Source organism: Mycobacterium sp. IDUB_9, assembly GCF_055419505.1.
Window position 1 is genome coordinate 1,693,473 of the sequence record NZ_JBVAXU010000001.1, and the last position, 14,251, is coordinate 1,707,723.

The following is a 14,251-nucleotide window of genomic DNA, read 5'->3' on the forward strand; positions in this document are numbered from 1 at the left end:
TGGTAGGTTAGCCTACAGGGGTGATAGAGGTCCAGGAGTTCCGGGCCGAGGTCCGGCAGTGGCTCGCAGACAATCTCGTTGGCGAATTCGCGGCACTCAAGGGCCTTGGTGGACCGGGGCGTGAACACGAAGCCTTCGAAGAGCGTCGGGCGTGGAATCAGCATCTCGCCGCCGCGGGATTGACGTGCCTCGGCTGGCCGGTGGAGCACGGCGGCCGAGGATTGTCGGTTGCACATCGCGTCGCCTTCTATGAGGAGTACGCCCGCGCCAACGCGCCGGACAAGGTCAACCACCTGGGCGAGGAACTGCTCGGGCCGACGCTCATCGAGTACGGCACCCCCGAACAGCAGAAGCGGTTCCTGCCCAAGATCCTCGACGTCACCGAGCTGTGGAGCCAGGGTTACTCCGAGCCCAACGCCGGCAGCGACCTCGCCAATGTGGCGACGACGGCCGAGCTGGTCGGCGACGAGTGGGTGATAAACGGCCAGAAGGTGTGGACGTCGCTGGCGCACTGGGCGCAGTGGTGCTTCGTGGTGGCACGTACGGAGAAGGGCTCCAAGCGGCACGCCGGGCTGTCCTATCTGCTGGTGCCGCTCGACCAGCCGGGCGTCGAGATCCGCCCCATCATCCAGCTGACCGGGGACTCCGAGTTCAACGAGGTGTTCTTCGACGACGCCCGCACCGACGCGTCGCTGGTGGTCGGTCAGCCCGGTGACGGCTGGCGCGTGGCCATGGGCACGCTGACCTTCGAGCGTGGGGTGTCCACGCTGGGCCAGCAGATCCGCTACGCCCGTGAGCATGCCAACCTGGTCGAGCTCGCCAAGCGCACCGGCGCGGCCGACGATCCACTGATCCGCCAAAAGCTGACCGAGTCGTGGACCGGTCTGCAGGCGATGCGGTCGTACGCGCTGGCCACGATGGATGTCGAGCAGCCCGGTCAAGACAATGTGTCGAAGCTGTTGTGGGCCAACTGGCACCGCGAACTCGGCGAGATCGCCATGGACGTGCAGGGCATGGCCGGGTTGACGCTGCCCGATGGGGAGTTCGACGAGTGGCAGCGGCTCTACCTGTTCTCGCGTTCGGACACCATCTACGGCGGGTCCAACGAAATCCAGCGCAACATCATCGCCGAGCGTGTGCTCGGTCTACCCCGAGAGGCAAAAGGCTGATGAGCGATCTCTCCGTAGCTCCCAAAGAGGTTGAGGGCCACGGCCTGCTGAATGGCAAGGTCGTCTTGGTAACCGCCGCCGCCGGCACCGGCATCGGCTCGTCCACCGCCCGGCGCGCGCTGCTGGAGGGTGCCGACGTCGTGGTGTCCGACTACCACGAGCGGCGCCTGAACGAGACCCGCGACCAGCTGGCCGAACTCGGCCTGGGCCGGGTCGAGGCCGTGGTCTGCGATGTCACCTCCACCGAGGCTGTCGACGCGCTGATCGCCCGGTCGGTCGAAATGGCGGGTCGCCTGGACGTCCTGGTCAACAACGCCGGCCTCGGCGGCGAAACTCCGCTGGTCGACATGACCGATGACGAATGGGACCGCGTCCTGAACGTCACGCTGAACTCCGTCATGCGGGCCACCCGCGCCGCCCTGCGGTACTTCCGCGACGTTGACCACGGCGGCGTCATCGTCAACAACGCCAGTGTTCTCGGCTGGCGCGCGCAGCACTCGCAGTCGCACTACGCCGCCGCCAAGGCCGGAGTCATGGCGCTGACCCGTTGCAGCGCAATCGAAGCCGTGGAGTTCGGGGTCCGGATCAACGCGGTGTCGCCGAGCATCGCGCGGCACAAGTTCCTGGAGCGCTCCGCCGACGCAGCGCTGCTGGATCGGCTGTCCTCGGATGAGGCGTTCGGCCGCGCTGCCGAGCCGTGGGAGATCGCCACCACCATCGCCTACCTGGCCAGCGACTACTCCAGCTACCTGACGGGCGAAGTCATCTCGGTGTCGAGTCAGCGCGCCTGAGGTCACCCCCGTCGCACCGTTAGCCGGGCAGGTCTGACGTGCCCGGCTATCAGCGACAATTCAGCGACAATCGCCCCACCGGCAACATGTGGCACGTCAAACACATTGTCGCTGGATACTTTCGGCTGTCCAGCACCACTGAGCACTTCAGTCTCAGTGGTCCAGTGCCCACCTATCAGCGACTCTGTCGCTCGTAGGTGGGCAACCTGAAAGTTGTTGCCTGCGTGTCTGATTAGGCAAAAGTGGCACGTGTGCTCACCGCGTCTGCGGCAGACGTTGTCGATGCGGCGGATGTGGCGATTGTCGCTGAATTGTCGCTAACAGGCGGGCACGCCGGCACCTCCACGGACCCGGTGCCATCGGGGCATGTGTGACTGGTTCGCCTCCCTTCCGCGCCACAGTCTCCACGGGATCTTCACAATCGCTGCCGATAAGCACCACAACCTGCGCTTACGCTCAGATCCGTGAAGCGAATTCTGGTGGTCGACGACGAGCCGACCATCCTGTCCGCGGTGGCCACCAGGCTGCGCGCCGAGGCGTTCGAGGTCGAGACCGCGGTCGACGGGCCTTCGGCCGTGGCAACCGCCGCGGCAACCCAGCCGGACCTGGTCGTACTCGACGTGATGCTGCCGGGCTTCGACGGACTGGAGGTGTGCCGGCGCATCCAGGCCGAGCGGGTCGTGCCGGTGCTCATGCTGACCGCGCGCAGCGACGAGACCGACATGCTGATCGGTTTGGGAATCGGTGCCGACGACTACCTGACCAAGCCCTTCAGCATGCGAGAACTGGTGGCGCGGGTGAGGGTCCTGTTGCGGCGGGTGGACCGGGTGACCGGTGATCAGCCTCTGTCGGTCGGCGACTACCGCATCGACCTGACCGAGCGCCGGGTCCATCAGGGCGATCAGGAGGTCCACCTGACCCGAACCGAATTCGACCTGTTGGCCTTCCTGGCAGGCCGGCCCAGGGCGGCGGTACCCCGCGAGACGCTGTTGCAACACGTCTGGGGTTGGGCGTCGGAAGTGGAGACCCGAACCGTGGACAGCCATGTCAAGGCACTACGTCGGAAGCTCGGGTCCGAGCTGATCCGGACGGTGCACGGGGTGGGCTACGCCCTCGAGGTTCCGCGATGAGTGGCCCGCGATGAGCGTCATCGCCGAGTTCTGGGACCGGCTGCCCCGGCCGTTGGATCCTTTTGCCTCCTTCAAGGTCAAGACCGGCCTGTTGGTGGGCGGGGCGATCCTTTTGGCCTCGTTCACGTTCTGGATCGGGGCCAGCTGGCAGTTCCGGTATGCGTTGCTGGCCGCACTCGCCACATCGCTGATCCTGACGCAGTTCCTCGCCCACGGCATGACCTCGCCGTTGCGCCAGATGACCGCGGCAGCGCGGGCCATGGCGCGCGGCGACTACAGCCTCCGGGTACGTGCGACTTCCCGTGACGAAATCGGCCAGTTGGCAACGGCGTTCAACCAGATGGCGGCAGACCTCGGCGCCGCCGACGAGTACCGGCGTGGATTGATCGGCAATGTGTCCCACGAGCTCCGTACACCGATCACCGCGTTGCAGGCGGTGCTGGAGAACGTGGTCGACGGGGTGGTCGAACCCGATGCCCAGACCATGCGGATGGCACTGTCCCAGACCGAACGTCTGGGTGAGCTCGTGACCAATCTGCTCGACCTCTCGCGGGTCGAAGGTGGGGCAATTCCGTTGCAGATCAGCCGGTTCGATGTCGACGAGTTTCTGCGTGAGGCCGTCGAGCACGTCTCTGTATCCGCGGCCGACGTACCGGTCGGCATCAGGGTGTCACCGCCCGACTTGAAGGCCGTCGCTGACCCAGCACGGCTACGTCAGGTGGTGGTCAACCTGGTGGACAACGCCATTAGGCACAGCCCGCCTGGTGGCCGCGTGACGGTGCTGGCGACTCGTCAGGTGTCGGGCTTGCGGCTCGAGGTGGCGGATCAGGGCCCAGGTATCGCGCCGGCTGAGCGTGACCGCGTCTTCGAACGGTTCACCCGTGGTGCCACCTCGGACGGGGGCACGGGTCTCGGGCTCGCGATCGCTCGGTGGGCAGTCGAATTGCACGGCGGTGTCATCGAGGTGATGAGTACCGAGTCGGGATGTCGGATCAGGGTCAGCATCCCTGAGTCCGCGATGGGGGAGAGGTCGAGATGACGACAACAGTTCCGGGATTGCCGCCCTATCCGGGGCAGCAGGGGACGCCACCGCTGCTGATCGGGCCGGCGTTGCCGCGTCAGGGTGAGCCGGGTTGGACAGTGTGGTCCCGCCGGGTCTGGCCCACTGCCCCGCTGGCGTCGGCGCCGCGCCGGGTCCTGGCATCCGCCCTGATCGCCGGGCTGGTCGGTACGGCAGCGTGGCGTCTGTCTGTGCTCAGCGTCGGCTACCTGGTGGTCGGTCTGCTGGTCTTCGGCATCGTCTACGGCACCGCGCCGCATCGCCCGAGCCGCACCGAATGGTTCGGAATCGGACTGACGCTGGCCCTGCTCGTCGTACCGGCGTTGCTGGCCGCCGAATGGATGGGCGCGCTGAGTCTGACGGCCGCCTGGATCATCGGCTGGTGCACGATGGTCGGCGGCCGGACCTGGACTGCGGTGTTCACCGGGCCGTTCCTGCCGTGGGTGTTGTTCGGCCGGTTGCGCGGCTGGGTCGAGCAGACGGTCAAGGCCTGGGTGCCGGGTCGCTCGGGTCTGCCCAGCCTCGGCCGCGTCGCCGTGGTGGCCGCACTCACCGTCGGCCTGGTAGTGGTCTTCGGTGCGCTGTTCGCCGCCGCCGACCCGGCGTTCGCGCACCTCGCCGGCAACCTGGTGCCCTCGTTCGATGGGGTCGACCTCGCGGCGCGGGCGGTCGTCTTCGGCATCGTGGTGACGTTCGTGCTGGGCGGTGCTTATCTGGTGCGGTTCCCGCCGCGCCTGGATGCGATGGCCCCGGCGCCGATGCAGCCGGTCCCGCGGTGGGAGTGGGCGCTGCCGCTGGGGGTGCTCGACGCACTGTTCATCGCGTTCGTCGCAGTGCAGGCCACCATGCTGTTCGGCGGGCACACCCATGTGTTGGAGACCGAGGGGTTGACGTACGCCGAATACGCCCGCCAGGGGTTCTGGCAGTTGCTGTGGGTGTCCGCGCTCACGCTGTTGGTGCTCAGCGTGGTGATCCGGGTGGCGGGCCGGGTCAGTGCCGCCGACCGCCGACTGTTGCGGATCCTGGTCGGAATCCTTTGCGTTGCATCGATTGTCGTGGTGATATCGGCGATCCACCGGATGTGGCTGTACCAACAGGCGTACGGGTTCAGCACCGAGAGGCTGATGGTCATCACCACCGAGGTCTGGCTGGGCACGGTCTTCGTCCTCGTCGCGATCGCCGGGATCCGGATGACCGGCCGGTGGCTGCCGCGGGCAGTGCTGGTGGCAGGCATCCTCGCGCTGCTCGGGCTGGCCGCATTGAACCCGGAGCGATTGATCGCTGACCGCAACATCGACCGCTTCGAGCAGACCGGTGCGCTCGACGCCGAGTACCTGTCCGGGCTGTCGTCCGACATCGACCCGGCCCTGGCCCGCTTGCCTGCTTCGGTGCGTGAATGCGTGACCGCGCGGGTCCACGATCCCGACCCCTGGTACACCTTCAACCTGTCGCGGGCACGGGCCGATCGGCCGACGGGTGGGGACCGTCCCGAGCACTGCTCGTCGTACTGGTCGTACCCGCAGTACCGGTAGGGGTCCCAGAATCGCGTCGATCCAAAGGCTGTCAACCTCGGCACCGGCGGTCGAAGGTATCGCGTGTGACCGCACTCGCCCTCGACGGCTCGACTCGAACTACTCCGCTCGCGCCGGTTGCGCTCGATCCCGAAGCGCTCGGTTACCCACCCGACAACCGGGCCGCCATTCCACCGCTGGCCAAGCAGTGGGAACGGCTCGACTTCCGTGAGATCCTCTCGCGGCCGGCGGCTTTCCTGTCGATCAGCCAGTCCAACTCGCTGTACCAGCCGGGCGGGGTCCAGTACGCGGAGGGCCACGCCTTCCGCGGGAGCCTCGAAGCGACCGTGAAGTCGGCGAAGGCCGCGCGCTCGGCCCCGAACTTCGTCTCGTTCAATTGGATCGGGTTCTCGGTATTCCGCGACGACTATCCGAAGACTGAATTCGACCGGGTGCAGTACGACGGCTGGACCGGACACATCGATGCCACGCCCGAGCAGATCGCCTGGGACAACGAACTTGTCGGAGAATTGCGCGAATTGGTCGAGCCCGGTGACAACGAGTTGTACGAGAAGGCACTCCAAACGGCGTTTGTCGGCACAGACCTGCCCGGTGCGCTGAGCCGGCAGCGGGTGGAGGTGTTGGTGCTCACCGGAATCCACCTCGACTGGTGCGTCGAAGGCAACGCGCGTGCCGCGCGCGATCACGGTCTGTTGCCCATCGTGATCGGCGATGCGACCGGTGCGGCACACCCCGACCAGGAGCGGGCAGCGTTCGAGCGGATCAACAACTTCTTCGCACCGGTCATCACGTCGGACCAGTTCGTGGAATGGATCGGCCGCTGATGGGAAACGTCGGGCTGCTTCTCGTCGGCGTAGCGCTGTTCGTCAACGGCCTGGTCTCGGTCGGTCTGGTCACCGGGCGCGGCGCCGCGCCGATCAACCTGTTCGTCGGTGCGGCCCAGGTGGTTCTGCCGACCCTGGTGCTCGTGCAGTCGGACGGCGATCCCGCCACCATCAATGCGACCTGGCCGAGCTATCTGTTCGGGTTCACCTACCTGCGGTTCGCGTTCATCCAGATCTTCGACATCGACCCTCGCGGATTCGGTTGGTACAGCACGTTCGTGGCGGCCATCGCGGCGTACTACGCGATCAAGAGTGTCGGAACCGATCCGGTTTTCGCCGTCATCTGGGCGACGTGGGCGATCATGTGGACGCTGTTCTTCGTGCTGTTGGGGCTCGGGGTCGCCAAGGTCGGCCGGATCGACCTGGGCCACTTCACCGGATGGTTCCTGATACTGCTCGGGATCCCCACCTGCACCGTGCCGGCAATCCTGCTGTTGAACGGTATCTGGCCGACATCGGTGGCGGCGGGCGCGGTGGCGTTGGTGGTGCTGCTGGCGGCCACCGTGGTTTCCGCAGCGTTATCCGGGCGTGCGGCCGCAACGGTTCCCGAGGTCTCGGTCGTCGGGAGCATGCCCCAGCCCGCTTGACCGGCACCGCATGCTGTCCGGGCACGATTCGTTGTCCGGAGCAAGCTGAGCTGCCGGTCGGCGCGCTTTCCCGCCGTAGGCTGAATTCCGCACTCGATCAACGGGAGGCGGATGTGGCCGAGACCAAGCTGGCCGACGTGATGGCGGAGTTGGCAGGGCTCGAAGACCCGAAGATGCGCCAGGTCAACGACCCGGATCCAGTGGTCGCCGGTGCCGGGTGGTCTCTGACCGCCGATCGGGTGGCGAAGAAACCCGACGGTCTCGATCTCGACGCGTTGCTCGATGTCATCGAGGCTGAGATGAACGATGCCCCGGCTCGCCTGCAGTGGGCGATGAACACCTGCTTGGCTCAAATCGGGATCGAGCACGCCGGACATCGCGCTCGGGCTATCGAGATCGGCGAACGCCTGGCGGTACTCAAGGACTACCCGACGTCACCGGGATGTACATCTCCCTATGCACCCGTCTGGATCGCCGAGATGGTGCGTCGGAAGTCGGATTCCCTCCAAGGGTGACCTAGCAAGCGCTTGGTTGCTATGCTGTGTCGATGGAGCCGGATACCCCTGCCCAGCCGGCAAGCCGACGCGACGAGCTTCTGGACCTGGCCGCGACCATGTTTGCCGAACGCGGTCTGAAGGCGACGACGGTCCGCGATATCGCCGACTCCGCGGGAATCCTGTCAGGCAGCCTGTATCACCACTTCAAGTCCAAAGAGCAGATGGTCGAGGAAGTGCTCAAGGACTTCCTGGATTGGTTGTTCACCCGGTACGAGCAGATCCTGGAGCAGGAGTCCAGCCCGCTGGGACGGCTCACCGGGTTGTTCATGACCTCGTTCGAGGCCATCGAGCATCGGCATGCGCAAGTCGTGATCTACCAGGACGAGGCCAAGCGGTTGTCCTCGTTACCGCAGTTCGGTTTCGTCGACGAGCGCAACAAAGAGCAGCGCCGGATGTGGCTGGACATCCTGGAGGAGGGCATGTCCGACGGCTCCTTCCGCCCCGATCTGGACGTCGACCTGGTGTACCGGTTCATCCGCGATACCACCTGGGTTTCGGTCCGCTGGTATCAACCGGGCGGACCCCTCACGGCCGAGCAGGTCGGCCGCCAGTACCTCGCCGTAGTTCTCGGCGGAATCACCCTGTCAAAGGAGACAAACAATGCCTGAGGCATACATCGTCGACGCAGTGCGTACGCCGGTCGGAAAGAAGAACGGCTCGCTGGCAGAGGTGCACCCGATCGACCTCGGCGTGCACGCGTTCCGCGCCATCTTCGACCGCACCGACGTGGATCCGGGTGCCGTCGACGACGTCATCGTCGGCTGCGTCGACGCCATCGGCGGGCAGGCCGGCAACATCGGTCGGCTGACCTGGCTGGCCGCGGGATATCCCGAAGCAGTCCCCGGAGTCACCGTCGACCGGCAGTGTGGCTCCAGCCAGCAGGCCATCTCCTTCGGCGCACAGGCCATCATGTCCGGCACCGCTGACCTGATCCTGGCCGGCGGTATGCAGAACATGAGCTGGATCCCGATCTCCTCGGCCATGGTGGTCGGGAAGGAATTCGGATTCACCTCGCCCACAAACGAATCCAAGAGCTGGCTGCACCGCTACGGCGACCAGGAGATCTCCCAGTTCCGCGGCTCGGAGATGATCGCCGAGAAGTGGGACATCTCCCGCGAGGAGATGGAGGAGTTCGCCTACAACAGCCACCAACGGGCGTTCGCCGCGATCCGGGCCGGCCACTTCGACAACGAGATCGTCCCGGTCGGCGACTTCGGCATCGACGAGGGACCGCGTGAGTCGACGCTGGAGAAGCTGGCGTCGCTGAAGCCGCTCGTCGAGGGCGGCCGGCTCACCGCGGCGCTGGCCAGCCAGATCTCGGACGGTGCGGCGGCGGTCTTGTTGGCGTCGGAAGAGGCGATCAACAAGTACAACCTGAAGCCCCGCGCCCGCATCCACCACATCAGCGCACGCGGTGACGATCCGGTGATGATGCTGACCGGCCCGATCCCGGCCACCCAGTACGCGCTGGAGAAGACCGGCCTGTCGATCGACGACATCGACACCGTCGAGATCAACGAGGCCTTCGCACCCGTCGTGCTGGCCTGGCTCAAGGAGACCAAGGCCGATCCGGCCAAGGTCAACCCGAGCGGTGGCGCCATCGCCCTAGGCCACCCGCTGGGAGCCACCGGCGCCAAGCTGTTCACCACCATGCTCAACACCCTGGAGCGCACCGGCGGCCGCTACGGCCTGCAGACCATGTGCGAGGGCGGCGGCACCGCCAACGTCACGATCATCGAACGCCTCTAGGTTTCACACCCCGAGCACGAGTGCCCCGAAACGCGAGTTTCGGGGCACTTTTGCGTCCGGCCGCCAACGGGTAAGTGTGGGGCATGAGCACGGACGGGGAGGCAACACACAACGAGAGTGCCCTCACCGTCATCGTCGCCCTCGGCGCCAACGTACTGATCGCGCTCGCCAAGACCGTCGTGGCGGGCATCACCGGCTCGGCGTCCATGCTGGCCGAGGCGGCTCATTCCTGGGCGGACACCGGCAACGAGGTCTTTCTGTTGATCGGGACCCGTAAGTCGATGAAACCGGCCGACGCGCAACATCGGTTGGGATACGGACGGGCCGGCTACATCTGGTCGATGTTCGCCGCCTTCGGGTTGTTCACCGTCGGTGCGGTGGTGTCCATCTGGCACGGCGTTGCCTCGCTGGGCGGGGAGGCCGACGCGACGTCGTATGGCTGGGCCTACGCGGTGCTCGGCGTCGCATTCGTGCTCGAAGGCACATCGTTTTTGCAGGCGCTGCACCAGACCAGATCGACTGCGGTGCGGCGACGCATTCACCCGCTGCGCTACATCAGGGTGACGTCGAATCCGATGTTGCGTGCGGTATTCGCCGAGGACCTCTCGGCGCTGATCGGCGTCTCAATCGCGGCGCTGGGCATCCTGGCGCACCAACTCACCGGCAACGCGGTGTGGGATGGAGTCGGCTCGATCCTGATCGGTGTGCTGCTGGGCGGCGTCGCACTGTTCCTCATTGGGCGCAACATGGACTTCCTCACGGGGGAGGCGGTGGCTCCGCCCGCCCGCAACTACGTCCTGCGATCTCTACTCGACCATACCGACATCGAGCGGATCAGCTACTTACACATGGAATGGGTTGGGGCTGACCGGATGTACCTGGTTGCCGCGGTCGACCTCGCGGGTGACGCCGCCGAATCCAATGTCGCAGAACGGCTCAACGCCATCGCCGACGCACTGCAGACCCGACCCGAGATCGTGCGCGCGGTCCTCACGCTGACCCGTCCGGGTGACCCCACCGACTTGCGGCCAGAGGAGCTGCCCGACGGATACCGCTAGTGTGCGTGCCAACAGCGATTGCGGCGCGCAGACTTACCTCATGCCAGATGACATCGCGACCGCGTCCTGCTGATGGACACGACCAGACTGCTCTCCGCGCCCGGCCGGCTCGGCGGTTCGGTGCTCGTGGGAGTCGCCGCCGGCGCCATCACCGGCGGGTTGACCGACGCGCCTCTGGGTGTGCTGGTCGGGATCGCCACCACGGGAGCGATGTTCGTACTCGCCGGCTGGATCCTGTTGTGGCCGATGGACGCCGAGGGCACCCACCATCACGCACACCAGGAAGCCTTCAACCCGGTGGTCGAGGAGCTCGTGATCGTGGCCGCGGCAGTCGGGGCCCTGGTCAGCATCGTCTTCATGCTCGTGCACGGTGGCTCGCACAGTGATCCGACTGCGGCGACCGCGGCGCTGGCCGGGGTCTTCATGGCCTGGGCCGGGATGCACCTGATGTACGCGGCGCGTTACGCGAACCTCTACTACACGCCGCCGGTCGGCGGCATCGACTTCAACTCTCCAGACGCACCGGCGTTCCGCGATTTCTTCTACTTCAGCTACAACCTCGGTATGACGTATCAGGTGTCCGACACCAGCGTCACCGATGCGGTCATCCGCTCGGTGGCACTGCGGCACTGCCTGCTGTCATACCTGTTCGGCACCGTCATCCTGGCGACCACCATCAATCTGGTCGTCGGCATCGTGTCCAGTTGAGGCTCACACCCAGCGGCTGCGCGGAGGTGGTGCCTGCGGTGTCACCCACGCCTTGGAGTAGCGGTTCTTGCCCGCACGCTGCGGGTCCCGGCTGCGATAGATCACGTACGGACGGACCAGATAGCCGATCGGTGCGCTGAACATGTGCACCAACCGCGTGTATGGCCAAAGCCCGAGCAGGGCAACGACTATGAGCACGTGCGCCTGGAACGTCCACGGAGTATCGGCCATCAGCTGTGGTGCCGGGTGCAGCGTGAACAAACTGCGGAACCACGGCGACACGGTTTCGCGGTAGTTGTAGGTCGAGAAGACGTTGGTCAGGGTGTTCAGCATCCCGGTCGCCAGGGCCCCGACGAGCAGCAGGTACATCACTTTGTCGTTGAGGGTGGTCGCCGTGCGCACTTCCGGGACGGCGACTCGGCGGTAGAGCAGGATGGTCACGCCGGCGACGACGGCCACTCCGGCCAGCGACCCCATGCTCACCGACATCAGGTGGTAGGCATGGTCGGAGACGCCCACCGCCGAGGTCCAGGATTGCGGGATCAGCAGTCCGACCACGTGCCCGGCGAGCACCCCGAGGATGCCGAAGTGGAACAGCGGGCTGCCCAGTCTCAGCAGCCTGCTCTCGTAGATCTGCGAAGACCGTGTGGTCCAACCGAACTGGTCGGCCTTGTAACGCCAGATATGCCCGAGCGCGAACGACGTGAACGCGATGTACGGCAAGGTCATCCACAGCACATTGCTCATCGGGTGCGCGCTCATCGGGTTCCTCCGGATGCCATCGGGTCCATCGCGAACGGGTCGAGTCCGACATCCTCGTCGGGCGGGCCCTCGGCGGCGAGCTGAGCGATGCGGCGGCGATCCGCGGTGTTCACCGGAGGTAGAGTGGCGAGGACGGCCGCCAGCAGCCCGGTGTAGTAGGACCCGTTGTCCTGTAGGGAAAGCCGCAGCAGTTCGAGCACGGGGACATGTTCGGCCAGTAGCCGCTCACCCTGAACCTGGTCGACGGTCGCGGCGAACTCCAGCACCATTGGCAGATAGTCGGGCAGCTCTGAGTCCCCGATGTCGATGCCGGACTGGCGGTAGGCGTGCTTGAACCGCAACAAGGCCATGCCCCGTTTGCGGGTGTCGCCGTAGGCGTAATAGGTGAGATGCAGGCTGCTGCGCCGCTGCATATCGAACGTCGCGACGTAGTGCGACGCACGCTGCATCGGGTCGGTTTCGCCGAACTCCCGCAGGAACTCGCTCAGCGGTACTCGGACCCCCTCGGGCAACTCTGCGGCGACAGCGTCGAGTTGTCCGGCAAGTTCGGCTGTTTCGGCTGTCGGGTAGTCGAGCAGCAGCGCAGTCATCCGCCATACCAGACGCTGCTGACGTTCGGACAGGCTCGTACCGGTACCTGTTCTGCGACCCAGAGTGAGTAGTTTCATGTGGTCGGCAGCAACCCATCTGTGCTCCGGCCGTCCCAGTTGAGCAGGTTGACCCGGGTCGGATCGCCTTGTGGAACAGCATCATTGGTATTAGTCAGGTGGAACTTGTCCACCATGGTGTCGTACGCGGTCATTCCCGGCCCGCCGTCACCGTCCAGGCTGCAGCCGGTGGCGATCGCGTCGAGGCGGTGCGCGTCGGACCCGGCCCCGGTCGGGATGACGTAGCGGTCCTGGTATTTCGCGATCGCCAGTAGCCGGTACATCGCCTCGATCTCCTCGCCGCTCAAGCGCACCGATTCCGGGATGGTCTCGTCGAACTCTTCGCCGAGATTGGCCGACCGCATGTAGGCGCGCATCGCCGCCAGCCGCTGCAGCGAGGCCCGCACCGGGCCCACCTCACCGGCGGTGAACAACTCGGCGAGGTATTCGATCGGGATCCGCAGCGTGTCGATGGCGCCGAACAAGTTGTTCTTGTTCTCGCCGTCGTGACCGGTCTCCTTGAGGATGTCCACCACCGGCGAGAGCGGCGGCACGTACCAGACCATCGGCATGGTGCGGTACTCCGGATGCAGGGGCAGTGCCACCTGATAGTCGACGATCAGCCGGTACACCGGTGAATTCTGGGCCGCTTCAATCCATTCGGGTGAGATGCCGGCACGTTCGGCTTCGGCGACCACCCGTGGATCGTGCGGGTTGAGGAACACGCCGAGCTGTGACGGGTAGAGGTCCTTGGCGTCGGTGACCGAAGCCGCCTCCAACACCGCGTCCGCGTCATAGAGCATCACGCCGATGTAGCGCAGCCGCCCGACGCAGGTCTCCGAACACACCGTGGGGATGCCGACCTCGACGCGCGGGTAGCAGAACGTGCACTTCTCGGCCTTGCCGGTCTTGTGATTGAAGTAGATCTTCTTGTAGGGACACCCGGTGACGCACTGTCGCCAGCCGCGGCATTTGTCCTGATCCACCAGTACGATGCCGTCTTCGGACCGTTTGTAGATCGCGCCGGACGGGCATGCCGCCGCACACGCCGGGTTGAGACAGTGCTCGCAGATCCGGGGCAGGTAGAACATGAACGTCTGCTCGAACTCGAGCTTGACCTTCTCGGATACTTCGGCGACCTTGGCCAACAACGGGTCTTGGCCCACCTGCTCGGGCCCACCGCCCAGGTCGTCGTCCCAGTTGGCACCCCAGGTGACCTTGGTATCCCGGCCGGTGATCAGAGATTTGGGCCGCGCGACCGGCGTGGTGTCCATCGCCGGCGCCGACAGCAGGTTCTCGTAGTCGTAGGTCCAAGGATCGTAGTAGTCCGATACCGTGGGCAGATCGGGGTTGGCGAAGATGTTCAGCAGTCGCTTGAGCCGGGAGCCGGATTTCAGGGTGAGTTTGCCGCGCTTGTTGAGCGTCCAGCCGCCCTTCCACTTCTCCTGATCCTGGTACTGGCGTGGATACCCTTGTCCGGGACGGGTTTCCACGTTGTTGAACCACACGTACTCCACACCGCTGCGGTTGGTCCAAGCCTGCTTGCACGTGACGCTGCAGGTATGGCAGCCGATGCACTTGTCGAGGTTCATCACCATCGCGAGCTGCGCCATGACT

General features: G+C 65.7%; 14 protein-coding genes and 1 pseudogene. 12 read left to right on the forward strand and 3 right to left on the reverse strand.

The features are described 5' to 3' along the window. The first annotated feature begins 20 nt into the window (after nt 1-20). The 12 genes and pseudogenes from ipdE1 to ACZY08_RS08340 all read left to right on the forward strand — a co-directional run bounded on the left by ipdE1 (nt 21) and on the right by ACZY08_RS08340 (nt 11,225). Nucleotides 21-1,169: an acyl-CoA dehydrogenase IpdE1 gene (gene ipdE1 / locus ACZY08_RS08285; protein ID WP_463744041.1), complete on the forward strand. Its 1,149-nt coding sequence runs from the start codon at nt 21-23 to the stop codon at nt 1,167-1,169. Next, complete coding sequence (gene ipdF / locus ACZY08_RS08290; protein ID WP_463744042.1) at nt 1,169-1,960, forward strand: (5R,7aS)-5-hydroxy-7a-methyl-1-oxo-2,3,5,6,7,7a-hexahydro-1H-indene-carboxyl-CoA reductase; 792 nt, start codon at nt 1,169-1,171, stop codon at nt 1,958-1,960. Before ipdE1 ends, ipdF begins: the two co-directional genes overlap by 1 nt. 464 nt (nt 1,961-2,424) lie before the next feature. Then, nucleotides 2,425-3,090: a response regulator transcription factor gene (locus tag ACZY08_RS08295; RefSeq protein WP_463744043.1), complete on the forward strand. Its 666-nt coding sequence runs from the start codon at nt 2,425-2,427 to the stop codon at nt 3,088-3,090. A 19-nt stretch (nt 3,091-3,109) separates the two neighbouring features. Continuing rightward, nucleotides 3,110-4,129: a HAMP domain-containing sensor histidine kinase gene (locus ACZY08_RS08300; RefSeq protein WP_463744198.1), complete on the forward strand. Its 1,020-nt coding sequence runs from the start codon at nt 3,110-3,112 to the stop codon at nt 4,127-4,129. Then, a complete protein-coding gene (locus ACZY08_RS08305; protein WP_463744044.1) occupies nt 4,126-5,682 on the forward strand; it encodes a DUF4153 domain-containing protein in 1,557 nt (518 codons plus the stop codon). Before ACZY08_RS08300 ends, ACZY08_RS08305 begins: the two co-directional genes overlap by 4 nt. Before the next feature lie 65 nt (nt 5,683-5,747). Then, nucleotides 5,748-6,506, forward strand: coding sequence for a cysteine hydrolase family protein (locus tag ACZY08_RS08310; protein WP_463744045.1), 759 nt, complete (start codon nt 5,748-5,750; stop codon nt 6,504-6,506). Next, complete coding sequence (locus tag ACZY08_RS08315) at nt 6,506-7,153, forward strand: AmiS/UreI family transporter (RefSeq protein ID WP_463744046.1); 648 nt, start codon at nt 6,506-6,508, stop codon at nt 7,151-7,153. The genes ACZY08_RS08310 and ACZY08_RS08315 overlap by 1 nt, the downstream gene beginning before the upstream one ends. Before the next feature lie 185 nt (nt 7,154-7,338). Then, nucleotides 7,339-7,668, forward strand: a pseudogene (locus tag ACZY08_RS08320) (DNA alkylation repair protein); the annotation flags it as partial. A gap of 32 nt (nt 7,669-7,700) precedes the next feature. After that, a complete protein-coding gene (locus tag ACZY08_RS08325) occupies nt 7,701-8,318 on the forward strand; it encodes a TetR/AcrR family transcriptional regulator (RefSeq protein ID WP_463744047.1) in 618 nt (205 codons plus the stop codon). Continuing rightward, nucleotides 8,311-9,459, forward strand: coding sequence for a steroid 3-ketoacyl-CoA thiolase FadA6 (fadA6, locus tag ACZY08_RS08330; protein WP_463744048.1), 1,149 nt, complete (start codon nt 8,311-8,313; stop codon nt 9,457-9,459). The genes ACZY08_RS08325 and fadA6 overlap by 8 nt, the downstream gene beginning before the upstream one ends. 83 nt (nt 9,460-9,542) lie before the next feature. Then, the gene (locus ACZY08_RS08335) at nt 9,543-10,517 is read left to right on the forward strand and encodes a cation diffusion facilitator family transporter (protein WP_463744049.1); all 975 of its coding nucleotides are present in this window, start codon (nt 9,543-9,545) and stop codon (nt 10,515-10,517) included. Nucleotides 10,518-10,589: 72 nt separating this feature from the next. Beyond that, complete coding sequence (locus tag ACZY08_RS08340) at nt 10,590-11,225, forward strand: DUF1345 domain-containing protein (protein ID WP_463744050.1); 636 nt, start codon at nt 10,590-10,592, stop codon at nt 11,223-11,225. A 3-nt stretch (nt 11,226-11,228) separates the two neighbouring features. On the opposite strand, the gene narI is transcribed toward ACZY08_RS08340, so the two are convergent. From narI to narH, 3 genes are read right to left on the reverse strand one after another with little or no spacing between them, the layout of a single operon-like run. Continuing rightward, nucleotides 11,229-11,972, reverse strand: coding sequence for a respiratory nitrate reductase subunit gamma (narI, locus tag ACZY08_RS08345; protein ID WP_463744199.1), 744 nt, complete (start codon nt 11,970-11,972; stop codon nt 11,229-11,231). Nucleotides 11,973-11,983: 11 nt separating this feature from the next. After that, nucleotides 11,984-12,655, reverse strand: a complete 672-nt coding sequence (narJ, locus tag ACZY08_RS08350; RefSeq protein WP_463744051.1) for a nitrate reductase molybdenum cofactor assembly chaperone — start codon at nt 12,653-12,655, stop codon at nt 11,984-11,986. Further along, entirely contained in the window at nt 12,652-14,247 is a 1,596-nt protein-coding gene (narH, locus tag ACZY08_RS08355; protein ID WP_463744052.1) for a nitrate reductase subunit beta, read from the reverse strand. The genes narJ and narH overlap by 4 nt, the downstream gene beginning before the upstream one ends. Nucleotides 14,248-14,251: the final 4 nt, after the last annotated feature.

Excerpts from the sequence above, each read along its gene's own strand:
- ACZY08_RS08340 (WP_463744050.1), top strand. The coding sequence starts at position 10,590 with ATGGACACGACCAGACTGCTCTCCGCGCCCGGCCGGCTCGGCGGTTCG.
- ACZY08_RS08335 (WP_463744049.1), top strand. The coding sequence starts at position 9,543 with ATGAGCACGGACGGGGAGGCAACACACAACGAGAGTGCCCTCACCGTC.
- ACZY08_RS08305 (WP_463744044.1), top strand. The coding sequence starts at position 4,126 with ATGACGACAACAGTTCCGGGATTGCCGCCCTATCCGGGGCAGCAGGGG.
- ipdF (WP_463744042.1), top strand. The coding sequence starts at position 1,169 with ATGAGCGATCTCTCCGTAGCTCCCAAAGAGGTTGAGGGCCACGGCCTG.
- ACZY08_RS08315 (WP_463744046.1), top strand. The coding sequence starts at position 6,506 with ATGGGAAACGTCGGGCTGCTTCTCGTCGGCGTAGCGCTGTTCGTCAAC.
- ACZY08_RS08325 (WP_463744047.1), top strand. The coding sequence starts at position 7,701 with ATGGAGCCGGATACCCCTGCCCAGCCGGCAAGCCGACGCGACGAGCTT.
- narI (WP_463744199.1), bottom strand. The coding sequence starts at position 11,972 with ATGAGCAATGTGCTGTGGATGACCTTGCCGTACATCGCGTTCACGTCG.
- narJ (WP_463744051.1), bottom strand. The coding sequence starts at position 12,655 with ATGAAACTACTCACTCTGGGTCGCAGAACAGGTACCGGTACGAGCCTG.
- narH (WP_463744052.1), bottom strand. The coding sequence starts at position 14,247 with ATGGCGCAGCTCGCGATGGTGATGAACCTCGACAAGTGCATCGGCTGC.
- fadA6 (WP_463744048.1), top strand. The coding sequence starts at position 8,311 with ATGCCTGAGGCATACATCGTCGACGCAGTGCGTACGCCGGTCGGAAAG.